Source organism: Streptomyces sp. NPDC002809, assembly GCF_040295435.1.
In the GTDB taxonomy this organism is placed as follows: Bacteria; Actinomycetota; Actinomycetes; order Streptomycetales; family Streptomycetaceae; genus Streptomyces.
This window is the reverse complement of the sequence record NZ_JBEOVJ010000044.1, coordinates 1-23,612: the sequence shown is the minus strand read 5'-3', so window position 1 is coordinate 23,612 and position 23,612 is coordinate 1. Positions and strand designations below refer to the sequence as shown.

Sequence of the window (23,612 nt, the reverse complement as noted above, 5' to 3'; positions counted from 1 at the left end):
ACGGCCCACGTCGTGGCGGACGGCCTACGTCGTGCCTGACGGCCCACGTCGTGGCGGACGGCCTACGTCGTGCCTGACGGCCCACGTCGTGGCGGACCTGCGGCCACCACCCGCCTGAGCCCTACTGACGTGCGCGGACCACGCCCTCGATCTGGTGGAGTTGGGCTTCGAGGAGCTCCTCGAACGCGGCGCGGCGGTCCGCGCCGAGGGGGCGTACGTCGCGCGCGAAGTGGGCCAGGGCCGGGAAGCGCTCGGGGTCGGCGCCCAGGACGGCCACACGGAACAGTTCCATGCCCTGCTCGTGCTCTTCCGGGCCGACCGTGCTGCCCCCCGCCTCGGAGGCGATCAGCGCGGCGATGAGGACCGCGATCCGGTGGTAGCGCACAGGGATCTCCTCGTCGGGCAGTCCCGACGCGCGCAACGCCTGCAGCACCTCCTCCATGACCATGCGGGAACCGGTGCCGCTCGACGCGTAACGTCCCCAGACCGCGGCAAGCTGCGGCTGCCGGCCGAAGGCCTCCCGCAGGCGCAGGGCCAGGGCGGTGATGCGCTGCTTCCAGTCCCCCTCGGCGCGGTAGCCGTCCATGGCGGCCAGGAGGATCCGGTCGGCGACCGCGCGCAGCAGTTCGGTCTTGCTGCGGAAGTGCCGGTAGAGGCTGGAGGAATCCGTCCCGAGGGCCGCGGCCAGTCTGCGCACGCTGAACGAGTCCGCGTCGCTCGTGCGCAGCAGCTCCGCCGCCGCATCCAGGATCTCTTCGGTCGACCAACGCCTTCGGCCTGCCATCTTGCTCCTCTCGCCGGATCTCAGCCTAACTTATGCACTTGGTGTTGCACGCACCGCGTGCATAATGAGGGCATGGGTGTGCCGGCGGCCTGCGAGGGAGGGCGGCCCGGCATGCCGCTCGTGCCCTGTTGTCCCGGGTTGCGCGCCCGATGCGGTGCTCACCCCGGGGAATACGGAAGGACGCATGACGTGAAGAACCCACTGGATTCCGCAGCGCTGAACGAGGCCATCGAAAACGTCCACCGCGCCGGTATGCCGGGGCTGTTCGCCGAGGTGCGGGACGGCGACCAGATCTGGCGCGGCGCCGCAGGCGTCGCCGATGTCACCACCGGCCGCCCCGTCACCGCCGCCATGCGGCACCGCGTCGGCAGCATCACCAAGACCTTCACCGCCGCCGCGGTCCTGCAGCAGGCCGAGAGCGGCCGGATCGGTCTGGACACCCCGGTCGGCACCTACCTCCCGGAGCTGGTTCCCGGGGAGCGCGGTGACGCGATCACGGTCCGGATGCTGCTCAACCACACCAGCGGCCTCGCCGAGTACCTCCCGTACGCCTACCCGTCCCTCAAGGCGTTTCCCGTCCTCGCGGAGACGGGACCGGAGAGCCTGGACGACCACCGGTTCACGCGGTTCGACCCCGTCGAACTGATCGCGATGGGGGTGACCGCACCCGCCGTCGGCACCCCGGGCGGCGCGCCCGGGGTGTACTCCAACACCAACTACCTGCTTCTCGTCCAGCTCCTGGAGCAGGCGGCCGGCATCACGGCCGAGCGGTACATCACCCGCAACGTCATCGAGCGAGCCGGGCTCCGGGACACCGAACTTCCCACCGGGCGACACGTCACCGGGCCGCACTCGCAGCTCTACGAGTCGTGGTTCGGCATGATCGACCCGCCGCGCGACTACAGCGTCTACGACATGTCGTGGGTGGGGCCGTCGGCCTCGCTGATATCGACCGTCGCGGACCTCAACCGGTTCTACGGCGCGCTGCTGGCCGGGAAGATCGTCGGCCCGTCGTCGCTGGAGGAGATGCGGCGCACCGTCCCGGTGGTCTCCCAGGAGGGAAGGGTGATCGAGTACGGCCTCGGCCTGCACCCGATGGAAGGTCCGGGGCAGGGCACCTTCTGGGGGCATGGCGGCACGGTCTGGGGCGGCGGTGCGCTGGCGATGACCCGTGCCGACGGCCGGCGGCAGATGGCGGTCGCGGTGAACATGCAGCGGTGGAACAGGCTCGACTCCGACGGCAGGCCGCAGCCGCACCCCGTCGACGGTGCGCTGGCGGCCTTCTACCGGGCGGCCATGTACGGCTGACCGGTCATTGCGCCGGGGTCACCGTTTCGTCGGCCTTGATGTCGAAGTTGATCTGCTTGTCGACGACAGAGGTGACGGTCACCGACACTCCCAGGGTGCTGCCATCACCTGCTGTGAGCTTGCAACGGGTGGTGGTGCCGACCTTCCCGACGAGGTCCTCGGGACACGTGACGTCCGGCGTCGGCCGGCCCGTCGTGGCGGCGAGCTTCTTGGCGACCGTGGTGCCCAGCTTGTCCTTGGACAGCTTCGGCTCGGAGTCACCCACGCTGACGGAGCCCGAACAGCCGGCGAGCAGCACGCCCGCGGCGATGGCGGAGAGGCTCCAGGTTGCTGCGGACGAGCGGGCTATTGCCATGGTGTGCTCCATTGCGGACGAGCGATACGGGAAGTGGCCGGAAGCCTACTGCCCGCGCGTCATGCACATGCACATGCGCATGTGCGCAGCCGGGGCCGGGACAGCCGGAATCCAGGCTGCTCGGCAGGGCGGGCGCGGCGCTGTCCGTTTCTGTCGGTCTGGTTTGATGCCGGCATGACGGATTGGTCGCAGCTCAGCCACGCGTACGGCTCCGCCGAGGACATACCGGCTCTGCTGGACCGGATCGCGTCCGATCCGGCTTCCGGGCACTGGAGCGACCTCTGGTCGGCGCTCTGCCACCAGGGCAGCGTGTACTCGGCCAGCTTCGCGGCACTGCCCTGGCTGGCCGGCATGGCCGGCACGGACGACCGGGACCAGGCGGTGAGCGCGCTGACGCTGGCGGGCGCGATCATGGCGGGTGCCGACCAGTCGCACGGGGCGGGCAATGTCCGCGTGAGGCACGCCTCCGAGGTGGCGACCCTGCTGTCCCTCGCGAACGAGCACCTCCGAACGGCTGCCGGTCGCAGCGAATACGTCTACCTCCTGGAAGCCGTACTGAGCTTCGAGGGCGTCTTCGGCTGGAGCGAAGACCTGGCGCAGGGGCTCGCGAACGAGGAGTACGAGGTCTCCTGTCCCGGCTACGGCTGTGCGGCGGTGATGTTCATCGTCGTGGGCGAGCACGGGTTCTTCTCGTCCGTCGGCGACTACGCGATGTCGGACGATCAGGTGAGGACGAAGCCTCTGCGTCCCGCTGAGCCCACCGGCCTGACCGGCATCGGCCGACGCCTCCACGACGTCGCGCTCGCCGACGGCCGGCAGGAGGTCGCCAAAATGCTGACCTACGTCTTCGGCGGTGCGACCTGCCCGGACTGCGAGGAGGACTTCTCCGTGGCTGCTCGGATCAGTGCCAACTGGGCGGCCGCTTCGGGCGGCTGACGGTGCCCGGCCACGGGCACACCAACTCGGCACCGGGCCGAGCGGGAGCGACCCGCACCGGGCCGAGCGGAAGCGACCGTCTCGGACCATCGTCGTTCTCCGGTGTGCACCGACCACGCCTGCCGCAAAGAGCAGGCGGCATGGTCAGCCGCTGCACCATCCGGCGGAGGAAGCACCCAGTCGATATTCGCTTGCGCGCCATCGTTACGCAGGTCAACGTCGCCTGACACCTCACGAAGGCAGAGACGATGACCACGCAGGCTCCCCACGTCGACCACGAACTCATCCAGGCAGCGGCCCACGTCGCGCGCACTCGCTGCCGGGGCGACAACCACACCATGGCGGCCGCAGCCCGTGCCCAGGACGGCCGGATCGTCACCGCGGTGAACGCGTACCACTTCACCGGCGGCCCCTGCGCCGAGCTGGTTCTCCTCGGCGCGGCAGCCGCCCAGGGCGCCTACGAGCTGGACACGATCGTCGCCGTGGGCGACCGCGACCGGGGGGTCGTCCCCCCGTGCGGACGGTGCCGGCAGGTCCTTCTCGACTACTTCCCGGCCCTCAAGGTCATCGTCGGGGCCGGGAACCGGCTCCGGACGGTCTCCATCACCGATCTGCTTCCCGAAAGCTACGTCTGGGCCGACCACCAGCTGGACACCGAGGAAGCCGCGGAAGCCGAGGAAGCCGCAGAAGATGCGGAAGATGCGGAAGCCAAGAAAGCCAAGAAAGCCGCGGAAGCCGAACCGCTCGGCACGAGCTGACAAGGCCGGACATCAACACTGCCGCCCGCCAGGGATTACGGGACAGCCCGTATCGACCGCTAGCTTCGCCGCCACGGCCTCGCCTACGACCAGGTCGTGGTCATGGGCGCCCTCGTGCTCACCGACCTGAACCTCGGAGGCGATCGAGCCGCGCGTTTCCTTGGCCCCGACGGCCTGGGGGAACAGTGGCTCGACGAGGCACCCCACATGCAACCCACCGTTGGACCCCGCCACCTGCCTCGGCCTGATCCGCCGACTCTGCGCCTTCGTCGACGAATGCGCGGAGACGGAATGACCGCGAGGGCCTGAGGGGAGGAGACTGCCAGTGCGCGATGCTGACCGGTCCTCACGCAGGCATGTTTGCCTGGGTCATGCCCCCAGGTCCTCCGTCACGGGCAGGCACTCGGTGAGCAGGTCGACGACGTCTCGCCAGGCTCGCCGCGCGTGCTGTGGGTGGTAGCCGACACCGGGGACCATGGGGTGGTCGACCGGCGGGTGGTGGAAGGCGTGCAAGGCGCCGCCATAGACCGAGAGGCGCCAGTCGACGCCCGCAGCCTGCATCTCAGCGGTGAACGCGTTTCGTTGCGCGGGCGGCATGATCGGGTCCTCCGATCCGACCCCGGCCCACACCGGGCAGCGGATGCGCGCTGCCTCGCCCGGTCGGCCCGTGGTGGTTGCGTTGACTGTCCCGATCGCGCGCAGGCCGACGCCGCCTCGCCCGAGTTCCAGCGCGATGGCGCCCCCGGTGCCGTAGCCGATGGCGGCGATCCGGTCGGGGTCGGTCCGGGGCTCGGCGCGCAACTCGTCGAGTGCCGCGTGGCCGACGTGCCGCATCCGGTCGGGATCAGCGAGCAGCGGCAGGCAACGGGCCAGCATCTCCTCGGGGTCACCCAAATAGCGCCCGCCGTGAAGGTCGAAGGCCAGCGCTACATATCCCAGCTCGGCGAGAGCATCGGCCCGGCGGCGCTCGACGTCGCTGAGCCCCATGCCCTCGGGTCCGAGCAGTACTGCGGGCCGACGGCCGACACCGGCCGGGAGCGCGAGGTGCCCGACCATCGTCAAACCGTCGGCCGGGTACTCGACCGCACGCGTCGTAATCGTCGTCATGAGACCGGACTGTAGTGATCGTCGATCCCGGTCCGGCCGGTGTTCTGCCGTTGGCGGAACACCGTTGGGTGTCCCTGAAATACGGGACGGGCCCGGCGTTCATGGCTTGGAGGCCGGTCAGGACCGAGGAATCGTCAAGACTTGGGGACCGAGTCAGGTCGGTGTTGGTCTGGATGTTGCAGTCGGCGGCTCGCTGCGTTCCGAACGCGACGGGTTCGTCCCCGTTCGGCGAGCAGGCTGAGGGCCTCAGGTGAGGCGACGACGAGTACGACCGAGGCCGTGCGCTGGAACCAGTCGGATGCAGTGGTGAGGTCTTCGGCGGTCCATGACTCGTCCAGCGCGATTGCCCTGAGCAGGGTCCACTCGCGCAGCCGACGGGCGAGGAAGGGACGGTCTCCGATTACTGTGGCCAAGGTCCGGGCCCAAGCGGGGAACGCCGGGTCGGTCAGCAGGCGGGCTGCCCGACGCTCAAGGTGGCGGTTGACCGTGGCCTCCGCCATCGACACGTTCGGATCTTCCAGGACGGTGGCCACCAGGGCGGCCTCGTCCGCCTCCGAGACATCTTCCAGATCCCCCAGGTACCTGCGGTAGCGGAGGTGCTCGGGGGGTTCCTCGCCGAAGGACTGGTCGGTCATACGGGGAGCCCTTCCGGTCGCTCCACCAGCTGGCCGCGTTCGAAGCGTGCTCCGACGCGGACCAGGGCGACCAAGTGGGGTGTGTTCACGGCCCGCCAGCGGGCCTGGGCGGACTCGACGAGCTTGAAGACCATGGCCGGTCCTGCGGCGCGGGAGCCGGCGCCTTTGGTGACCTTGGTGCGGAGCCGGACGGTGGCGACGGTGGACTCGATCGGGTCGGTGGTGCGCAGATGGATCCGGTGCTCAGCGGGGGAGTCGAAGAACGCCGGCATCTTGTCCTCATCGTCCGTGATCCGTTCGGCGACCTTGGGGCACTTCGCCCCGTAGGCCTGCGCGAAGTCGTGGACCGCCTTGACAGCGTGGTCCTTGTCCCCGGAGTTGCAGATCTCCTGGAAGGTGCGCTTGGCCGCCGGCTGGGCGGACTTCGGGAGCGCGTCGAGCACATTGGCCGAGAGGCCCTCGAACCACTCGACTCCCAGGGGCATCGGCCGAAGCTCCTGGGTGAGTTCGTTGAGCATGATGTACGGATCACCCATTCCCACGCCCCCGTTGCGCTCGATTCACGGACCTTCCCAGCCATCCGAACAGGCCACCGGGTGACTAGAAAGGCAGTTCGCCGGCTTCCGACGGTTCTGACCAGCCGCTTACCCAGTGCCCGGGGAGGGCGGCGCAGAGCGATTCCAGGTCGGCCGGCGTCCTTCCCCGAACGTGCAACCAGCTTCGGTCACCCAGCCCGTCGAGCCGCAAGAGCTTTCCCGGCGCGGAAAACCAGCACACGGGTGACTCTTCCTTCCCCGTCCACATCGGGTACTCGGGAAACTCAACCGGCGCGAACCGAATCGGCAGCTCTCGAATCAGGCCGGCGGGAAGTTCGCAGGCGTTGTAGAGCCGTCCTTCGCTGCCAAGCAGCATCTCGCTGAGTACGAGCTCGACACAGGCCAGGGAGACCCGCTCCAGGTAGCGGACCCAACCATCGCGTGACTGGACGAACACCGGCGGATCGTCCTGACCGAGGTCCCGCAGCCGCACTCCCCAAAAAGCGCATCCCTGGTTCTCGCTGCGGAAGACGAGCACTCCACCGAACTCGTCGTGCACGAACAGCTCGGAAGGGCGCAGCAGCGGGTCCTGGTTGCCGGTGAGGTCGTGACGCGTACCGAGAAGCGAGTACGCCTCGCGCAACGCGGTCGGCAGTGTGAGCCCCAGCATCTCCTCGGCTCGCTCCAGCTCCGCCGCTCGCGTACCCGCGCCGTCGGCGAGCGGCTCCGCCCACGCTGCAGCAAAGTCCCGAACGAAGGCCCAGGCTCGCGCCCTGTCGGGTATCCCACCGCGCAGAGCTTGAGCCACATCGAACTCGTCAACCATGCGGTGGACCGTACAGGCCGGCCGGCTTCGCCGGGACTCCCGCCAGTTCGTTTGCCAGAACCACTGGGACTCGCCACATCTACTGAGAACGGACAGCAGTCACAACGGCCCGTCCGAGTGGCGCCGAACACTTTTGCAAGCGTCTGCTTGCAAAAGTTAGCAGTGGGGGTCCACTATCGGGACATGGCCTCACTCAACGTCGGCAATCTCGGCGAGTACCTGCGCGAGCAGCGCCGTACCGCGCAGCTGTCGCTGCGGCAGCTCGCCGATGCCGCCGGGGTGTCCAATCCCTACCTCAGCCAGATCGAGCGCGGGCTGCGCAAGCCAAGCGCCGAGGTCCTGCAGCAGGTCGCCAAGGCGCTGCGGATCTCTGCCGAGACCCTGTACGTACGGGCCGGGATCCTGGACGAGCGGGAGCGGGACGAGCTGGAGACGCGGGCGGTGATTCTGGCCGATCCGTCGATCAACGAGCGGCAGAAGAGCGTGCTGCTGCAGATCTACGCCTCCTTCCGCAAGGAGAACGGGTTCGAGGACGAGCCCGTGAACGACTCCGTGGACTCCGCGGACGGCGAGGGGCGCGCGGCCGGTGCGGATGCGCCCTTCAGTACCGACGGCAGTGCTGCCGATACAGGTTCAAAGCCTTCGAAACCCTCACACTGAGTCTGATGATCCGGGAGGACCACAGTCATGGCCATCACCGATGACCTGCGTAAGACCCTCACCGACCCGACCCCCCTCTACTTCGCCGCCGGTACGGCCGACCTCGCCGTGCAGCAGGCCCGGAAGGTTCCGGCCCTGATCGAGCAGCTGCGGGCCGAGGCGCCCGACCGCATCGATGCGGTGCGCAACACCGACCCGAAGGCCGTGCAGGAGAAGGTGGCCGGGCAGGCCAAGGAGGCGCAGGCCACCCTCTCCGCCAAGGTCACCGAGGTGATCGGGGCGTTCGACACCGATCTGAAGAAGCTGGGCGAGAGCGCGCAGGACCTGGCGCTGCGCAGCGTCGGCGTAGCCGCCGAGTACGCGGTCAGGGCCCGGGAGACGTACGAGAAGGTCGCCGAGCGCGGCGAGCAGACCGTGCGGACGTGGCGTGGTGAGACCGCCGAGGAGATCGTCGAGATCGCCGTCGTCGTCGAGCCGCGCAAGGAGTCGAAGCCGGAGACGGTGAAGGCGGAGCCCAAGGCCGGACCGAAGCCCGCCGCCAAGCCGGCGCCTGCGGCCAGGCCCGCGGCCAAGACCGTCAAGGCCGAGGCCAAGCCGGCCCCCGCTACCGCCAAGAAGGCGCCCGCGCGCAAGCCGGTCGCCAAGAAGACCACGCCGCCCACCGCCAAGTAGCGGCGCGATGCCCGGCAGGTGTGCCGGGAGGACGGGCGGGCACCTTTCGGGGTGGCCCGGTCGTTGTCCCGGTACCTTGGCCGCGAGGCGCTCATCCACTGACTAGGCGGTGCACATCATGTTGCTCGAAGGCTTCAGCACATTCCTCGGGCTGATCTACACGGCCATGCTCGTCCTCGCCGTGGTCGCGCTGGTCATGGCGGCGATGGCCCGCGAGGACGCCTACCGCGCCGCGGACAAGCAGAAGAAGTCCTTCTGGCTGATCATTCTCGGCATCGCGGTGGCGGTGAACCTCTGGGTGCCCATGCTGTTCGTGCAGCTCGCCGGGCTGGTCGCGTCCATCGTGTTCTTCGTGGACGTGCGGCCCGCGCTCAAGGCCGTGTCGGGCGGCGGCCGTCGCGGCGGCTCCAGCAGCGACGGTCCGTACGGGCCCTACAACGGCGGTCGTTGAGCGCCTGCGGCTGACACCTGTCCGGGGCGGGGGCGCGGGATGCTCCGGCCCCGGTCGCCGTTCTGCGCCCGGAGGCGGGCGCCCTCGCGGGCCGTGTCCTGGTCGCGGTCGAGCAGCAGGACCGCGACGTCGTCGGTCAGTTCGCCGCCGTTCAGCTCCCGGACGTGGGTGACCGCAGCCTCCAGGAGGTCCTCGCCGGTCAGGCCCTCGGACAGCTGACGGTTGATCATCGCGACCATGCCGTCCTGGCCGAGTCGCTGCGTGCCGTTGCCGACGCGGCCCTCGATCAGCCCGTCCGTGTACATCATCAGGCTCCAGGAGCCGCCCAGTTCCACCTGCCGGCGCGGCCAGCGGGCGCGCGGGAGCAGGCCGAGTGCCGGGCCGCCGTCCTCGTACGGGAGCAGGTGCGCGGCCCGCCCCTGGCGGGCGATCAGCGGTGCGGGGTGGCCCGCCAGGCACAGGCCCGCACGGCGGCCGTCGGGGGCGATGTCGACGGTGCAGAGCGTCGCGAAGATCTCCTCGCTCTCCCGCTCGTGCTCCAGCACCTGCTGGAGCGTGGAGAGCAGCTCGTCGCCGCAGAGTCCGGCCAGTGTCAAAGCCCGCCACGCGATGCGCAGTTCCACGCCGAGGGCCGCCTCGTCCGGGCCGTGGCCGCAGACGTCACCGATCATCACGTGGACCGTGCCGTCGGGCGTGCGGACCGTGTCGTAGAAGTCGCCGCCGAGCAGGGCGCGGCTGCGGCCGGGGCGGTAGCGGGCCGCGAAGCGCAGGTCGGATCCGTCGAGCAGCGGTGTGGGCAGCAGGCCGCGCTCCAGGCGGGCGTTCTCCTGGGCACGCAGCCGGGACTCGGTGAGCTGGTGCTGGGCGACGTCGGCGCGTTTGCGTTCGACGGCGTAGCGGATGGCGCGGCTGAGCAGCCGGCCGTCCAGCTCGCCGCGGAAGAGGTAGTCCTGTGCCCCCACCCGTACCGCCTCGGCCGCCAGCTCGGCGTCGTCCTCGGCCGTGAGGGCGAGCACGGCGTGCCGGGGTGCGATGCGCAGCACGTGCTTGAGGATGGCGAGGCCGTCGGGCTCCGCCCCCCGGTCGCCGCGCGTCTCGGCGCCCGACGGCAGCGCCAGGTCCAGCAGGATGCAGTCCACGTCGTCGGTGAGGAGCCGGCCCGCCTCGGTCAGGTTGCGGGCGGCGCGGATACGGACCCGGGCACCGGCCGCGGCGGAGAGCTCCGGGACGCTGAAGGTGCCCGCCGGGTCGTCCTCGATCACCAGAAGGGTGAGGTCGGTGCCACTGCTGGCCTCCGCAGCGGGAACGGCACGTTGCTGCGGTACGGGTACGGGCATCGGTTCGGGTTTCCTTCCCTCCCCCCGAGGGCGCGGCGGGACGACGATCGACGACCCGCCAGACGGGGACGATAGCGGTACGGGATGTGGGAACGGAATGGCGCACGGCACTCGGCCTCCGGCATATGCACCGCCATAAGCCGCGTCAGGTCACGGATCAGGCGCGATGTGCCCGTCCCGGGGTGCCCGGGGCGGCATGACAAAGGTCACGCCCGCCGTCCTGGGCACAGTGGCGCCGCTCACGCCGGTGTTCGCGGGGAGTGTCCCGGGTGCGCCGCGGGAGCGCGCGGCGGGGGAGCGGCCGCTCCCGTGGGTCGTCCTACTTGTCCGGGCGGACCGCTCCCAGGATCTCCATCGAGCCCGCCCCGGCGAGGGTGACGTCGCGGCCGGGACGCGGGGCGTGCACGATCGCACCGTCGCCGATGTACATCCCGACGTGGCTGGCGTCGCTGTGGTAGATGATCAGGTCGCCGGGGCGCAGGTCCTTGATCGCGATGTGCGGCAGCTGCCGCCACTGCTCCTGCGAGGTGCGCGGGATCGGCCGTCCGGCCGCGGCCCAGGCCTGGGAGGTCAGTCCGGAGCAGTCGTACGACTTGGGGCCCTCGGCTCCCCACACGTACGGCAGGCCGATCTTGGAGGTCGCGAAGGCCACCGCCTTCCTGCCGCCCGCCGTCGCCTTGCGGTTGATCTCCTTCAGCGCGCCGGAGCCCAGCCAGGCGGTCTGTGACTTGTACTCCGCCTCCTGCTCCAGCTGGAGGAGCCGGGCGCGCTCCTTCTTCTCCAGCTGGGACTCCAGCTTCTTCGCCGCCTCGATCTGCGCGTTGATCTTCTTCTTGGCCTTGGCCTGCTTGACGCGATTGGCTTCGAGCTTCGTCCAGTTGGTGCTCGCGTCCTGCGTGTACGTCTCCAAGTCCTCCTGGGTCCTGTTCAGTTCCCCCAGGAGCCCCTTGGTGGCCTTCTGGCCCTGGCGGGCCCGGCTGACACCGTCAAGGAAGAGCTGCGGGTCGCCGCTGAGCATGAGCCGGGCGCCCGGCGGCAGTCCGGCGTTGCGGTACTCGTCGCGGGCCTGCGCGCCCGCCCTGTTCTTGAGCTCGGCGATCTTCGCCTGGCCCTCGACTATGGCCTGGGCCAGCTTGACGATCTCGCCCGACTGCTTCTTGGCCTTCTCCTCGGCGAGCTTGTACGCGTCCGCGGCCGACCCGGCGGCCCGGTAGAGGCCGTCGATCTCCTGGCGCACCTCTTCGAGGCTCTTCCCGCCCGAGGGGGCCGGGGCGGGCGAGGGGGGTGCGGGTGCCGCGAAGGCCTGGACGGGCGAGGCCAGTACGGCCATCGCGCAGACCAGAGTGATCGCGGCAGCGGCACAGTGGCGTCGGTACACGAAGCTCCCCCTCCGAGCGGATCCCACGGATCTGATTTACCGTCAGTAACTTATGGTGCCGACGAGATCGTGCCATGCCCTACCGAAAAGCAACAGAGGCAGACACATCTGTGCAGGCTCGCGGGATTCCCGTGTCACCACCGGACCGGCTTCCCCGGTCCGGCCCCTCCGGGGCCCGGCCACCTGGTTCGAGGTCCGGCCCTCCTGTTCTGGGACGAACGATGACGTGCCGTCGTTCCCGGTGCCGGGGGATTTCACCTTGTTTCCCGCGTGTTGGGCTACCGCTCGGGTTGCAGTGCCGACCATTTCACCGTCACTTCGCCCTGGCGCCACCGCCGTACGCCGTCCGTCAGCGGCCACTCGCCCGACAGTGCGCGCACGGCCGTGATCCAGCGCTGCCGGGCGCCCAGTGAGGCGTACGGCGCCGCCGCCGCCCAGGCCCGGTCGAAGTCGCGCAGGAACGCGTGGACGGGCTCGCCCGGCACATTGCGGTGGATCAGCGCCTTGGGCAGCCGCTCCGCGAGGTCGGACGGCCGGCCCAGGGAGCCGAGCCGGGTCGCGAAGGTCACCGTGCGCGGCCCCTCGGGGCCCAGTGCCACCCACACGTGGCGCCGCCCGATCTCGTCGCAGGTGCCCTCCACCAGCAGGCCGCCCGGTGCGAGCCGGTCGCACAGCCGCTGCCAGACGGCGGCCACCTCGCCCTCGTCGTACTGGCGCAGCACGTTCGCCGCCCGGATCAGGGTGGGCCGCCCGGGCAGCGGGATCTCGAAGCCGCCGTGCCGGAAGGTGAGCCCCTCTCGCTCGTACGGCCGTGCCGCCTCGACGCGCTCCGGGGAGATCTCGACGCCGACCACGCGGGTGCGCGGTTCGGCGGTGCGCAGGCGCTCCAGCAGTTCGACGGCGGTCCAGGGGGCGGCGCCGTACCCGAGGTCGACCGCCACGGGGGCGTCGGCGCGGCGCAGGGCGGGGCCGTGCGTGGCGGCGATCCAGCGGTCCATGCGGCGCAGCCGGTTCGGGTTGGTGGTCCCGCGGGTCGCGGTGCCGATCGGGCGCATGACACAGAGCGTAACGACCTCACCCGCGGGTGAGGGGTCCCGGTGGCCGCCCCGACCGCGGGTACGCGGTCCTGGTGGCACTCCGGGCGACGGGTGTGCGGTCCCGGTGGCCGTCCCGGCGACGCGCCGGATCCGTAGCGTAATGATTTGGTAAAGCGGAAATGAAAGGCGGGGTTCCGCTGTTCCAGAACTTCGAAGGGACCTTGTGCCCCTTCGGTGCCATGCCCGTGAGCGAGTGCCTTGCCCGTGAGTGAGTCGGTACCAGTGCCCTGAGTGAGGAGGACCGGACGACGTGAGCCAGTACGTCTCCCGGCTCGGCAACAGCCGCGTCGCACCGCGCCTCAGATTCCCCGCAGGCTTCCCCGGCGCCCATCGCAAACCGCGCCGGATCGCGATGCTCTCCGTGCACACCTCCCCGCTGCACCAGCCGGGGACGGGCGACGCGGGCGGCATGAACGTGTACATCGTGGAGCTCGCCAAGCGCCTGGCCGCGATCAACATAGAGGTCGAGATCTTCACCCGCTCCACTGCCGGAGCCCTGCCGCCGACTGTCGAGCTGTCGCCCGGCGTCCTGGTCCGGCACGTCGACGCGGGGCCGTACGAGGGTCTGGCCAAGGAGGAGCTGCCCGCCCAGCTCTGCGCCTTCACGCACGGCGTGATGCAGGCGTGGGCCGGCCAGCGCCCCGGCTACTACGACCTGGTCCACTCCCACTACTGGCTCTCCGGGCACGTCGGCTGGCTCGCCGCGCAGCGCTGGGGCGTCCCGCTCGTCCACGCCATGCACACCATGGCCAAGGTGAAGAACGCGGCGCTGGCGGAGGGCGACACCCCCGAACCCGCCGCGCGTGTCATCGGGGAGACCCAGATCGTCAGCGCGGCCGACCGGCTGATCGCGAACACCGCCGAGGAGGCCGCCGAGCTCGTCCGCTTCTACGATGCCGATCCGGCCGCCGTCGCCGTCGTTCACCCCGGCGTCAACCTGGACCGCTTCCGCCCCGCCGACGGACGTGCCGCTGCCCGCGCGCGCCTCGGGCTGCCGCAGGACGCGCTGATCCCGCTCTTCGCGGGCCGCATCCAGCCGCTGAAGGCCCCGGACGTGCTGCTGCGCGCCGTCGCCGCCCTGCTGGACCGGGACCCCGCGCTGCGCTCCCGGATCGTCGTACCGGTCGTCGGCGGACCCAGCGGCAGCGGGCTCGCCAAGCCGGAGGGGCTGCAGAAACTGGCCGCCCGTCTGGGCATCGCGGACGTCATGCGGTTCCACCCGCCGGTCGGGCAGGACCAACTCGCCGACTGGTTCCGGGCCGCGTCCGTGCTGGTCATGCCCTCCTACAGCGAGTCCTTCGGCCTGGTCGCCATAGAGGCACAGGCGGCCGGAACCCCGGTCGTCGCGGCGGCCGTGGGCGGTCTGCCGGTGGCGGTACGGGACGAGGTCAGCGGCTTCCTGATCCCCGGGCACGACCCGGAGGCGTACGCCCGCGCGCTCCACCGCTTCGCGGTCGCGCCGGAGCTCGTCGAGCGGATGGGCAGCGCGGCCGCCGCGCACGCGAGGCGCTTCGGCTGGGACACGGCGGCGGCAGCGACCGCGGATGTGTACACGGAGGCGATGCAGGCACACCGTCGCCGGGTGCGCTCCCACCACGGGTGAGATGCGGTGGGTGAGCTCGCACCGCGGCTGAGATGCACCGGTTGCGCTCGCACCCCGGGTCCCCACGGCCACACGGGACACCACGGGCCACACAGGTCACCACGGGCCACACGGGTCCCCACGGGCCAGGCGCGCCGGAGCGTTCGAAGCCACGACCGAGACACGTCCGAAGGCTCGGCATCACGGGTCGCCGCGGGGGAGGGCCGGTGGGTTCCCGCCGGACGGGCGCCCGGCGCCTGACGTACGCTCGCCTCATGGCTGACGTACCCGAGAAAGCGGCGACGCCGCAGGTCACGCAGGTCGCTCAGGTCATCGAGGCGACGCTGAAGGATGCCGGGCTCGACTGGGAGAGCCCCGCGCCCGGCAGTTACGTCGTCCAGTTGCCCGGCACCCGCAAGCTCGCCACCACCTGCTCGCTCATCGTCGGCGCGCACGCGCTGTCCCTCAACGCCTTCGTCATCCGGCACCCCGACGAGAACGACGCGGCGGTGCACCGCTGGCTGCTGGAGCGCAACCTCCGGCTCTTCGGCGTGAGTTACGCCGTCGACTCGCTCGGGGACGTCTACCTCGTCGGCAAACTGCCGCTCTCCGTGGTGACGCCGCAGGAGTTGGACCGGCTGCTCGGCGTGGTCCTGGAGGCCGCGGACGGCGCCTTCAACCCCCTGCTCGAACTCGGTTTCGCGAGCGCGATCCGCAAGGAGTACGCGTGGCGGGTGTCGCGCGGCGAGTCCACGCGGAATCTGGAAGCGTTCACCCATCTGACCCAGCGCCCCGCCAACTGACGCCCGCTGCCTGAAGGTTCTCCGACCTCCCCACGCATTCCCCGGTGCACGAGTCTTTCGCCGTGCCCGGGGCTCGTGGCATGCTCACGGCCGACGCAGATATGAACATCGTTCACATCCGTGAATTCACGAGAGGCGGATCGGGCTCATGGCGATCAACGGGAACATCGGCAGGCGTGGACTGCTCGGCAGCGCGGTGGCCGTGGCGGCGGCCGCGGCGACCGGAACGCTCGGCGGCGGGTCGGCCCTCGCCGCGACCGGCTCAACGGCCGGCGGCTGCCCGCAGCCCACCCCGCTCTGGAGGGAGTTCGCGGCAGCGCCCTTCACGCACCCGCAGATCCCGTTCATCGGCCGGTCCGGCTACCGAGGCGGCTCCGACCTGCCGCGCCCCCGCGCCGGCCGCGGCTTCACCGCCGACGTCCTGGACTACGGCGCCGAGCCGGACGGCTCCGCCGACGCGGCCCCCGCGATCAACCGCGCCATCGCCGCCGCCGGAGAGCGCGGCGGTGGCACGGTGATCGTCCCCGAGGGCACGTACCGCATCGACGACATCATCCGCATCGGCCACAGCAACGTCGTCGTACGCGGCGCGGGCAGCGGCCGCACCACGCTGCACGCGACGAAGAACCTCACCGAGATCATCGGCGTGTACGGCAGCCGCTACGGCGGCGACAAGTCCAGCTGGTCCTGGGCGGGCGGCCTCATCTGGCTCTGCCCCGAGGCCCGTTGGACCTCGCTCACCGAAGCCGTCAAGGCGAAGGCCTGGCCCTTCGAGGGGTGGACGGGCAACAGGCGCGACGAGTGGCAGACCCTGACCACCGTCGCCCCCGCCCGCCTCGGCGACCGTACGGTCACCGTCGACGACGCCCGCGAGCTGAAGCGCGGCGCACTCGTCCTGCTCCGCCTCGCCGACGACTCCGCGCACACCCTCCTGGAGCACATGGCGGGCGGCGGCCCCGGCGCCGAGGCGTACTACTGGGACGACAAGACGAAGCTGACCTCGTACGTCCCCTACGAGTGGCCGGTCCGCATCACCGCCGTCCACGGCCGCCGGGTCACCCTGGAGCGGCCCCTCCCGCTCGACGTCCGCCCCGAGTGGGACCCCAGGCTCACCACCCTCGCCGCCCCGCTCACCGGCTCGGGCGTCGAGGGCCTCACCCTCGAAGCGGTCGAGACCCCGCAGTCGCCGCATCTGCTCGACAAGGGGTACAACGGCGTCGCGTTCCAGTGCGCGTACGACTGCTGGGCCGACGACATCACCGTCCGCCACGTCGACAACGGCTTCGGCCTCATCGGCGCCTCCGCCTGCACCCTGCGCCGCACGAAGGTCACGGGCCGCGGCTCGCACCACCCGTACTACTGCCGCGAGGGCAGCCACGACAACCTGATCGAGGACTTCACCATCGAGCAGCGCACCGTCCCGGCGCCCTCCGGGACCCAGCTGCACGGCATCAACGTCGAGGGCCTGTCCAGTTACAACGTCTGGTCGCGCGGCGTGATGGAGATGGGCACCTTCGACTCGCACCGCGGGATGCCGTTCGCCAACGTCCGCACCGACATCACGGTGAACAACAACGGGCGCCACGGCGGCGACGCGAGCGCCGGACCGCTGTTCGGCGCCCGCTTCACGCACTGGAACATCCGCGTCACCAACGGCCGGGCCGGTCTCATGCGGATCGACGGCCTCGCCCCGTACAGCGCGACCGTCGGGGTCAGCGAGGTGACGGAGTTCGACCAGACCGACGTCCCCGACTTCACCGGCGACCTGCACACCCGCCTGGAGGCCTACGGCGCCCCGGAGTCCGTCCGCCCGCGCAACCTCCACGACGCCCAACGGGCCCTGGGGATCCGGGGCTGAGAATGGTCGGGGGCCGCGGTCGCCCTCAGGCCCGCAGCCCCGACTCCACGTCGTCGAGGGCCGCTTCGAGCCGCGGCGCCACCTCGTTCCACGTCCACGCGAGCTGCTCCGCGTCCGCCTCCCGCGGCACCGTCTCCACCAGCATGATCAGGTAGAGGTACGCGCGGTACAGGGCGAGCCGCAGCCGCAACGAGCCGTCGAACTCCACCGGGCCGCCCGGCGCCGACTCCCCGTAACCGGCGAGGAATTCCCTGTCCTGCTCCATGTCCCCGAACAGGGCGAGCGACACGAAGTCGGCGGCCGGGTCGCCCCAGAACATCCGCTCCCCGTCGATGATCCCCCCGATCCGCCGTGCCCCCGGCTCCCCGGCGACCAGGATGTTGCCCTGCCACAGGTCGAAGTGGACCAGGGCGGGCCGGGTGACGTCGTCCAGTACGTACGAAGCGGCCCCGAGCCGGCGGCGGATGTCCGCGGCCGTGCGCGGCAGCCGCGCCCCGTACGTATCCGCATCGTCCAGCACCGCACCCGTCATCGCGGTGAACGCGCCGCGCCACGTGGGGGCCAACGGGCCGACAGCCGCGGACGGATAGCCGAAACCGCCGGGCCCCGGCACGGTGTGCAGCCGGCCGACGATCCGCCCGAGCTCCGTGCGCAGCCGCCGCGCCTCATCGTCGGCCAGGGCTTCGGCGACCTCGTGCCAGGGCTGCCCGGGACGCTCCGTCATGATCACGTACGCGCCCCCGGGGGCGGCCGGGTCGAGCCCGCTGTGCACGACGGCGGGGACGGCCGTCTCCTCGGCGAGCCCGGCCGCCGCGGTGTAGAACGCGACCTCGTTGACCAGCAGATCGCGCTCGTACGTGAGACAGCTCGCGAGGGACGGCGGCGGAGTCTTCACCACCCAGCGGCGGCCGTCGGTGAGACCGACACGGGTGACGGCGTTGTACGTGCCGCCGGCCAGCGAGGCGCAGGAGGCGATCAGTTCCGGGGGTATCCCCACGGAACCGAGCACGGCGGACAGGGCGGAATCCATCGGCATCAGCGAACCTCTTCGGGCGGTCACTCGGGGCCGTGTTGCCGCTGTCTGTGCCGATTGCGCAGTTCAGAGCCTTCACGGGGTGATCACGACGTCGTCACGATCACGGACGATGCCCCCTTTGACGGATGGCCAAACCACAGCTCCCTCATAGAGTTGGCGCACCCCCACGATTCCTCACTGCCGCGCCGAACCCGGCGTGGGCCGCTCTCGTGCGGGCGGAACACCTTGAGACAGAAGGACGGGCCATGCGACCCACTGCCATACGCCGTACCGCCGTTGCCGCCACCGTGATGTCCCTGGCCCTGCTCACAGCGGCCTGCGGTTCGGACGCCGGGGACAAGGACGGCAAGGGGAGCGACTCCGCTTCCGGGAAGCCCGCGGGCAGGGGTGCGGACACGTCCGCCGCCAAGGCGCTGACCGCGGCCGAGCTGGAGAAGGTCTCGCTGGCGCAGGGTGACGTCAAGGGCCACAAGATCGCCAAGGCCGGTCCCGCCGACACCATCACCGCCGAGGACGTCACCGTCGACAAGGCCGCCTGTGACGTCTTCGCCGACGCGCTGATGGGCGCCAAGACCGGCAGGCCCGCCGCTTCCACGCAGCGCAAGGTCGTCAGCGAGCCCAAGAAGGGCGGCGACAAGGAGAGCGACGACCCGGCGGAGGCGTTCAAGGCGGCCTTCGACATCACGACGACGCTCACCACGCTCGCCTCCTACGACGGCAAGGGTGCCGAGGAGGTGCTGGCCGGTCTGCGGACCGCCGCGACCGAGTGCGCCTCTGGCTTCACCTTCACCGCGGCCGGATCGAAGCAGAAGATCTCCAAGATCGCGGAGGTGCCGGTCAAGGGCGGCGAGGAGGCCGTCGCCTGGACGGTGACGGTCGAGGCGGACGGCGAGAAGAGCGCGATGAAGCTCATCCAGATCCGTCAGGGCGCCACGGTCGCCTCGCTGACCTCGCTCAACCTGGGCGCGTCCGGTGCGGGCGGCGACTTCGACCTGCCGACCGCGGTGATCGACGCCCAGGCCGGCAAGCTCGCCTGAAAGCGGTTCGCCCGAGCCCGGATCAGGGCAACGGGACGACCGGATCAGGGCAACGGGACGAGCCGCACCACGGTGACGGTCAGGACCGAACCGGAGACGTAGTAGAGCACGATCGCCCCGGCGACCGTCGCCTCACGGCGATCGTGCTCACCCTTGACGGCGGACGAGCCGTGCCCGTACGGCTCACACCCCAGCGTGCGCGCCATCTCGTCCCGGAAGGTGGTGCCGTCCCGCATCTTGGCCAGGGTGTCGTCGGCGGGCGGCGCGTAGGAGATCCGGAAGCTCAAGCGACGCTCCGCCTCTCGGCCTCGTCCCGCGCCAGCCTGTCCAGGATCCGCTCGGCCTCCGGATCGGGCACGGCCTCCAGCATCCAGTGCCGCATCACGGCCTGGATCTCGTGCACCCCGGCCTCGTTGATGGCGCGGTCGAACTCCTCGCGTCTCGTCTCGGGCAGCGCGTCGCGGATCGACGGGATGCTGTTGGGCACCTCGACCTCGGCGCCGCCGACAAAGGTCTTCAGGGGCTCACTCATGGTTGCTCTCCCCGCTCTCCCCGTATGCGCCACAGGGTACGACGAGACGTGAGGCGCGTCACTTCCGGTCACGTCACCACCGCGGCCACGTGCACACGCCGCGAGCATTTCGCCGGACCATGTCATCGGCAATGAGTGCGGAGCGAGTACCGGGGCAGATGAGCCCTCGGAGGTTGATACTCATGGTTCCCATCATTCTTGTTCTCCTGCTCGCCCTGCTTCTTTTCGGCGCCGGATTCGCACTGAAGGCCCTTTGGTGGATTGCCGTCGTCGTACTGGTGGTGTGGCTGCTCGGCTTTGTCATCCGCCCGGCATCCGGTGGCGGCAAGCGAGGCCGCTGGTACCGCTGGTAGGAGAAGGCTGAGCGCGTAATGACGCGGGGTGGGCCACGACACATTGTCGTGGCCCACCCCGCGTCGTTGTGGCGGTCCCGGAATGGCGGCGGCCGGCGGGAGCCGTGACTTTCCCCCTGCATGGCGCTCTGCGCGATTCTTCTGAACGTCGCGAACGTGTGGGGCCCTTGATGTGGGGCAGGCGATATTCCGAGAGGGCGTCAGCCTTTCAGTGAACGCCAACACGCCTCCACGGTCCGTTCGGTGGAGGAGTGAAGAATCTCGATGAAGGAGCTGTTTCCATGAGTGACAACATCTGGGGCTACCAGCCGACCGCCGGCTACACCGCGGGCACCGACCTGATCGGCTACAAGGTCGAAGCCACCGACGGGAGCATCGGAACGGTCGACAAGCACTCGGACGAAGTCGACTCCTCGTACCTCGTGGTGGACACGGGCGTCTGGATCTTCGGGAAGCACGTCCTGCTGCCGGCCGGCACGGTACGCACCGTCGACGCGGCCGCACGGAAGGTTTTTGTCGACCTGACCAAGGACCAGATAAAGAATTCCCCCGAATTCGACAAGGACAAGCACGCCGGCGATGCCGGATACCACGAGCAGGTAGGCGGCTATTACCACAGCCACCGCCGCATCTGACCCCGTAGTCCCACCACCCCGGCACGACAGGGAGAAGGGGCCGCCCGGAGAATCCGACCGGCCCCTTCTCCTACTCCCCGTTTCCCGTTCCCCGTTTCCCATTTCTCCGTCGAGTTCAGGTCGTACGGCTCCCAACTCGTCGGCATCCGCACCGACTTGCTGTCGGCGAGGAACTAGTCCACGTGCGGACACAGAGATCATCTTCGGTAATGCCGTGCCATGCCATGCCAAGGCTCGGTGCGATGTGACGGCTCAACGCACCCAATAGCCCCCACCACGTGGAAAACCCGCCGGTGAGGGGCCTCTTCGGCTCTGCTTGCCGTCGGTGGAAGCCATTGGTGTTCGCCGCCCGTTGCCCTTGCGCGCTGATTCTTTGGGACGGACCACTGTGGGTCCAGGAGCCGAAACAGCGCCTGACTGCCCACAGACGGCCCAGCGCACCGAAAAGCCCCCCACCACGCGGAGAACCCGCAGGTGGGGGGCTTCGTCAGCTCTGCTTACTTCTTCTTGCCCTGGTTCTTCACGGCCTCGATGGCGGCCTTCGCCGCATCCGGGTCGAGGTACGTGCCGCCCGGCTTCAACGGGCGGAAGTTCTCGTCCAGTTCGTACGCGAGCGGGATGCCGGTCGGGATGTTCAGGCCCGCGATGTCGGCGTCCGAGACGCCGTCGAGGTGCTTGACCAGGGCCCGGAGGCTGTTGCCGTGCGCGGCGACCAGGACGGTCTTGCCGGCGAGGAGGTCCGGGACGATGCCGTCGTACCAGTACGGCAGCATGCGGTCGACGACGTCCTTCAGGCACTCCGTGCGCGGGCGCAGCTCCGGCGGGATCGTCGCGTAGCGCGCGTCGTCGCTCTGCGAGAACTCGGTGCCGTCCTCAAGGGCGGGCGGCGGGGTGTCGTACGAGCGGCGCCAGAGCATGAACTGCTCCTCGCCGAACTCGGCGAGCGTCTGCGCCTTGTCCTTGCCCTGCAGGGCGCCGTAGTGGCGCTCGTTCAGCCGCCAGGAGCGGTGGACGGGGATCCAGTGGCGGTCCGCGGACTCCAGCGCGAGCTGGGCGGTGCGGATCGCGCGCTTCTGGAGCGAGGTGTGCAGTACATCGGGGAGCAGGCCGGCGTCCTTGAGCAGCTCACCGCCGCGGACCGCCTCCTTCTCGCCCTTCTCGGTGAGGTTGACGTCCACCCATCCGGTGAACAGGTTCTTCGCGTTCCATTCGCTCTCGCCGTGGCGGAGGAGGATCAGCTTGTACGGTGCGTCGGCCATGGGTCCGAGCGTAATCGAACCCGTACGGGCCGCGCGCGCCCGGCCACAGGGCGGACAGGGCAGTGGCGCGGCGCGAGAGGGCGGCGCCGATTGACGGCTGCCGTCAATTGAGTGGCAGGCACGAATCCCGGATTTGTAATGTTCGGATCGCTGGCGGACCACTTACCGCCTGCATCCGCATCCGTACGTCCCGGGGGGAACCCGCATGTCTGTCGCCGGTCTCAGACGGGCCACCCGTGAAACGGTCTCCGGTCTCCCCAGGGAGTTCTGGTGGCTGTGGACCAGCACCCTGGTCAACCGCCTCGGGGCGTTCGTCGCCACCTTCATGGCCCTGTACCTGACCCTGGACCGGGGCTACTCCGCCTCGTACGCCGGTCTGGTCGCCGCCCTGCACGGGCTCGGCGGGGTCGTCTCCTCGCTCGGGGCCGGAGTGATGACCGACCGCTTCGGTCGGCGGCCCACGATGCTGATCGCGCAGCTCTCGACCGCCGTATCGGTGGCCGTGCTCGGCTTCATGGTCCATCCGGTGGCGATCGCGGCCGTCGCCTTCGTCGTCGGTATGGCCAGCAACGCCTCCAGGCCCGCGGTCCAGGCGATGATCGCCGACATCGTCCCCGCCGAGGACCGGGTGCGGGCGTTCTCGCTCAACTACTGGGCGATCAACCTCGGGTTCGCCGTCTCGTCCGCCGGTGCAGGGTTCATCGCCGAGTACAGCTATCTGGCGGGCTTCGTCGGCGAGGCGGTGATGACGCTCGTCTGCGCGGTCGTCGTCTTCATGAAGGTGCCGGAGTCACGGCCGGTGAAGGCCCCGTCCACGGCCCGGGGCGCCGCCGCCGGCTCCTCCGACGACGTACGGCTCGGCACGGTGCTGCGCGACGGACGGTTCATGGGGGTCGTCGGCCTGTCCTTCGTGATCGCCCTGATCTTCCAGCAGGGGTACGTGGGGCTGCCGGTGGCCATGGGGGCCGACGGGTTCAGCAGCTCCGACTTCGGTACGGCGGTCGCCGTCAACGGCGTCCTCATCGTGGTGCTGCAGATCCCGGTCACCCGGTTCATCCAGACCCGCGACCCCCGTCGGCTGCTCATCGTGTCGTCGCTGCTCGCCGGGTACGGCTTCGGGCTGACGGCGTTCGCCGGCTCGGTCGCGGTCTACGCGCTGACCATCTGCGTCTGGACCGTCGCCGAGATCGTCAACGCGCCCGTGCAGAACGGCCTGGTCGTCCAGCTCTCACCGGCCCACGGGCGGGGCCGTTACCAGGGCATGTACACCCTGTCCTGGTCGGCCGCGGCGCTCGTCGCCCCGCTGATGTCCGGCGTGGTGATCGACCACTTCGGGGCCGGCTGGCTGTGGGGGACGTGCGCGGTCCTGGGCACCGCGGCGGCGTTCGGGTACTGGCTGCTGATGCGGAGTCTGCCGCAGGGCGGTGTGGCGACGGCCCCCGCGGTCGTGGGGAGCGGACCGGTCGCCGCCGAACAGGGTGCCGCGGCCGGGACCGGCCCGGAGCCCGCGGCGGAGCGGATGGGCTGACGAAAGCACGACGAAGGCACGACGTAGGCACGGACGAAGGCACGAGAAAGCACGACGAAGGCACGGGGGCGCCCGTCCTGCCACTCCGCTCCCTCCGGCCAGTCCGTCCGGCCGTAGCGATCGTCGGCACGGGTTGCGGGATCAGCCGG

The 23,612-nt window shown here is 70.3% G+C and carries 25 protein-coding genes and 2 pseudogenes; 14 read left to right on the top strand and 13 right to left on the bottom strand.

Going from position 1 to position 23,612, the window contains the following annotated elements:
• Positions 1-121: 121 nt before the first annotated feature.
• Complete coding sequence (locus ABT025_RS24235; protein WP_350998189.1) at positions 122-784, bottom strand: TetR/AcrR family transcriptional regulator; 663 nt, start codon at positions 782-784, stop codon at positions 122-124.
• A gap of 189 nt (positions 785-973) precedes the next feature.
• Between ABT025_RS24235 and ABT025_RS24230 the strand changes: the two genes are divergently transcribed.
• Positions 974-2,092 carry a serine hydrolase domain-containing protein gene (locus ABT025_RS24230; protein WP_350998187.1) on the top strand — a complete coding sequence of 373 codons (1,119 nt, stop codon included), beginning with the start codon at positions 974-976 and terminating at the stop codon, positions 2,090-2,092.
• 4 nt (positions 2,093-2,096) lie between these two features.
• Here ABT025_RS24230 and ABT025_RS24225 read toward each other — a convergent pair whose 3' ends face one another.
• Positions 2,097-2,447, bottom strand: coding sequence for a DUF4333 domain-containing protein (locus ABT025_RS24225; protein ID WP_350998184.1), 351 nt, complete (start codon positions 2,445-2,447; stop codon positions 2,097-2,099).
• 174 nt (positions 2,448-2,621) lie between these two features.
• Between ABT025_RS24225 and ABT025_RS24220 the strand changes: the two genes are divergently transcribed.
• From ABT025_RS24220 to ABT025_RS24210, 3 genes and pseudogenes are all read left to right on the top strand, one after another.
• Positions 2,622-3,383 (top strand): hypothetical protein, encoded by a 762-nt coding sequence (locus ABT025_RS24220; protein WP_350998181.1) that lies wholly within the window; start codon positions 2,622-2,624, stop codon positions 3,381-3,383.
• 248 nt (positions 3,384-3,631) lie between these two features.
• A pseudogene (locus ABT025_RS24215) lies at positions 3,632-4,042 on the top strand (cytidine/deoxycytidylate deaminase family protein); the annotation flags it as partial.
• Positions 4,043-4,243: 201 nt separating this feature from the next.
• Complete coding sequence (locus tag ABT025_RS24210) at positions 4,244-4,450, top strand: hypothetical protein (RefSeq protein ID WP_350998179.1); 207 nt, start codon at positions 4,244-4,246, stop codon at positions 4,448-4,450.
• 60 nt (positions 4,451-4,510) lie between these two features.
• Here the strand turns inward: ABT025_RS24210 and ABT025_RS24205 are convergent, their stop codons facing one another.
• From ABT025_RS24205 to ABT025_RS24190, 4 genes and pseudogenes are all read right to left on the bottom strand, one after another.
• Entirely contained in the window at positions 4,511-5,248 is a 738-nt protein-coding gene (locus ABT025_RS24205) for a dienelactone hydrolase family protein (RefSeq protein WP_350998176.1), read from the bottom strand.
• A 134-nt stretch (positions 5,249-5,382) separates the two neighbouring features.
• On the bottom strand, positions 5,383-5,883 hold the full coding sequence (locus ABT025_RS24200; RefSeq protein WP_350998174.1) for a hypothetical protein: 501 nt from the start codon (positions 5,881-5,883) through the stop codon (positions 5,383-5,385).
• Positions 5,880-6,350: pseudogene (locus ABT025_RS24195) on the bottom strand (transposase); the annotation flags it as partial. The pseudogene ABT025_RS24195 and the gene ABT025_RS24200, both read right to left, overlap by 4 nt.
• Positions 6,351-6,483: 133 nt before the next feature.
• Positions 6,484-7,245, bottom strand: coding sequence for an SMI1/KNR4 family protein (locus tag ABT025_RS24190; protein ID WP_350998172.1), 762 nt, complete (start codon positions 7,243-7,245; stop codon positions 6,484-6,486).
• 183 nt (positions 7,246-7,428) lie between these two features.
• Between ABT025_RS24190 and ABT025_RS24185 the strand changes: the two genes are divergently transcribed.
• The 3 genes from ABT025_RS24185 (at position 7,429) to ABT025_RS24175 (ending at position 9,028) form a co-directional block, all read left to right on the top strand.
• Complete coding sequence (locus ABT025_RS24185) at positions 7,429-7,905, top strand: helix-turn-helix domain-containing protein (protein WP_350998169.1); 477 nt, start codon at positions 7,429-7,431, stop codon at positions 7,903-7,905.
• Positions 7,906-7,932: 27 nt separating this feature from the next.
• Positions 7,933-8,577: a hypothetical protein gene (locus ABT025_RS24180; RefSeq protein ID WP_350998167.1), complete on the top strand. Its 645-nt coding sequence runs from the start codon at positions 7,933-7,935 to the stop codon at positions 8,575-8,577.
• Positions 8,578-8,695: 118 nt separating this feature from the next.
• Positions 8,696-9,028: a DUF2516 family protein gene (locus ABT025_RS24175; RefSeq protein ID WP_350998164.1), complete on the top strand. Its 333-nt coding sequence runs from the start codon at positions 8,696-8,698 to the stop codon at positions 9,026-9,028.
• On the opposite strand, the gene ABT025_RS24170 is transcribed toward ABT025_RS24175, so the two are convergent.
• The 3 genes from ABT025_RS24170 to ABT025_RS24160 all read right to left on the bottom strand — a co-directional run bounded on the left by ABT025_RS24170 (position 9,010) and on the right by ABT025_RS24160 (position 12,798).
• A complete protein-coding gene (locus ABT025_RS24170) occupies positions 9,010-10,365 on the bottom strand; it encodes a PP2C family protein-serine/threonine phosphatase (RefSeq protein ID WP_350998161.1) in 1,356 nt (451 codons plus the stop codon). The two genes, ABT025_RS24175 and ABT025_RS24170, sit on opposite strands and share 19 nt — an antisense overlap.
• Before the next feature lie 319 nt (positions 10,366-10,684).
• Positions 10,685-11,743, bottom strand: a complete 1,059-nt coding sequence (locus tag ABT025_RS24165) for a C40 family peptidase (protein ID WP_350998158.1) — start codon at positions 11,741-11,743, stop codon at positions 10,685-10,687.
• 278 nt (positions 11,744-12,021) lie between these two features.
• Positions 12,022-12,798: a class I SAM-dependent methyltransferase gene (locus tag ABT025_RS24160; protein ID WP_350998155.1), complete on the bottom strand. Its 777-nt coding sequence runs from the start codon at positions 12,796-12,798 to the stop codon at positions 12,022-12,024.
• A 292-nt stretch (positions 12,799-13,090) separates the two neighbouring features.
• Here ABT025_RS24160 and mshA point away from each other — a divergent pair, with 292 nt between their 5' ends.
• The 3 genes from mshA (at position 13,091) to ABT025_RS24145 (ending at position 17,083) form a co-directional block, all read left to right on the top strand.
• Positions 13,091-14,443 carry a D-inositol-3-phosphate glycosyltransferase gene (gene mshA / locus ABT025_RS24155; RefSeq protein WP_350998152.1) on the top strand — a complete coding sequence of 451 codons (1,353 nt, stop codon included), beginning with the start codon at positions 13,091-13,093 and terminating at the stop codon, positions 14,441-14,443.
• Between the two features lie 254 nt (positions 14,444-14,697).
• Positions 14,698-15,225 (top strand): type III secretion system chaperone family protein, encoded by a 528-nt coding sequence (locus tag ABT025_RS24150; protein WP_350998145.1) that lies wholly within the window; start codon positions 14,698-14,700, stop codon positions 15,223-15,225.
• Positions 15,226-15,373: 148 nt separating this feature from the next.
• On the top strand, positions 15,374-17,083 hold the full coding sequence (locus tag ABT025_RS24145; RefSeq protein WP_350998143.1) for a glycosyl hydrolase family 28-related protein: 1,710 nt from the start codon (positions 15,374-15,376) through the stop codon (positions 17,081-17,083).
• A 25-nt stretch (positions 17,084-17,108) separates the two neighbouring features.
• Here ABT025_RS24145 and ABT025_RS24140 read toward each other — a convergent pair whose 3' ends face one another.
• Positions 17,109-18,119 (bottom strand): phosphotransferase family protein, encoded by a 1,011-nt coding sequence (locus ABT025_RS24140; RefSeq protein WP_350998140.1) that lies wholly within the window; start codon positions 18,117-18,119, stop codon positions 17,109-17,111.
• Positions 18,120-18,364: 245 nt separating this feature from the next.
• Between ABT025_RS24140 and ABT025_RS24135 the strand changes: the two genes are divergently transcribed.
• Entirely contained in the window at positions 18,365-19,156 is a 792-nt protein-coding gene (locus ABT025_RS24135) for a hypothetical protein (RefSeq protein ID WP_350998133.1), read from the top strand.
• Between the two features lie 44 nt (positions 19,157-19,200).
• Here the strand turns inward: ABT025_RS24135 and ABT025_RS24130 are convergent, their stop codons facing one another.
• Positions 19,201-19,443, bottom strand: coding sequence for a hypothetical protein (locus tag ABT025_RS24130; RefSeq protein WP_350998131.1), 243 nt, complete (start codon positions 19,441-19,443; stop codon positions 19,201-19,203).
• Positions 19,440-19,688 carry a hypothetical protein gene (locus tag ABT025_RS24125; RefSeq protein ID WP_350998128.1) on the bottom strand — a complete coding sequence of 83 codons (249 nt, stop codon included), beginning with the start codon at positions 19,686-19,688 and terminating at the stop codon, positions 19,440-19,442. Before ABT025_RS24125 ends, ABT025_RS24130 begins: the two co-directional genes overlap by 4 nt.
• A 182-nt stretch (positions 19,689-19,870) precedes the next feature.
• Here ABT025_RS24125 and ABT025_RS24120 point away from each other — a divergent pair, with 182 nt between their 5' ends.
• Positions 19,871-20,041, top strand: a complete 171-nt coding sequence (locus ABT025_RS24120) for a hydrophobic protein (protein WP_350998125.1) — start codon at positions 19,871-19,873, stop codon at positions 20,039-20,041.
• Between the two features lie 281 nt (positions 20,042-20,322).
• The gene (locus tag ABT025_RS24115; protein WP_350998122.1) at positions 20,323-20,676 is read left to right on the top strand and encodes a PRC-barrel domain-containing protein; all 354 of its coding nucleotides are present in this window, start codon (positions 20,323-20,325) and stop codon (positions 20,674-20,676) included.
• Between the two features lie 497 nt (positions 20,677-21,173).
• Here ABT025_RS24115 and ABT025_RS24110 read toward each other — a convergent pair whose 3' ends face one another.
• Complete coding sequence (locus ABT025_RS24110) at positions 21,174-21,935, bottom strand: phosphoglyceromutase (RefSeq protein ID WP_350998119.1); 762 nt, start codon at positions 21,933-21,935, stop codon at positions 21,174-21,176.
• Positions 21,936-22,140: 205 nt separating this feature from the next.
• Here ABT025_RS24110 and ABT025_RS24105 point away from each other — a divergent pair, with 205 nt between their 5' ends.
• A complete protein-coding gene (locus ABT025_RS24105; protein ID WP_350998117.1) occupies positions 22,141-23,463 on the top strand; it encodes an MDR family MFS transporter in 1,323 nt (440 codons plus the stop codon).
• Positions 23,464-23,612 lie beyond the last annotated feature (149 nt).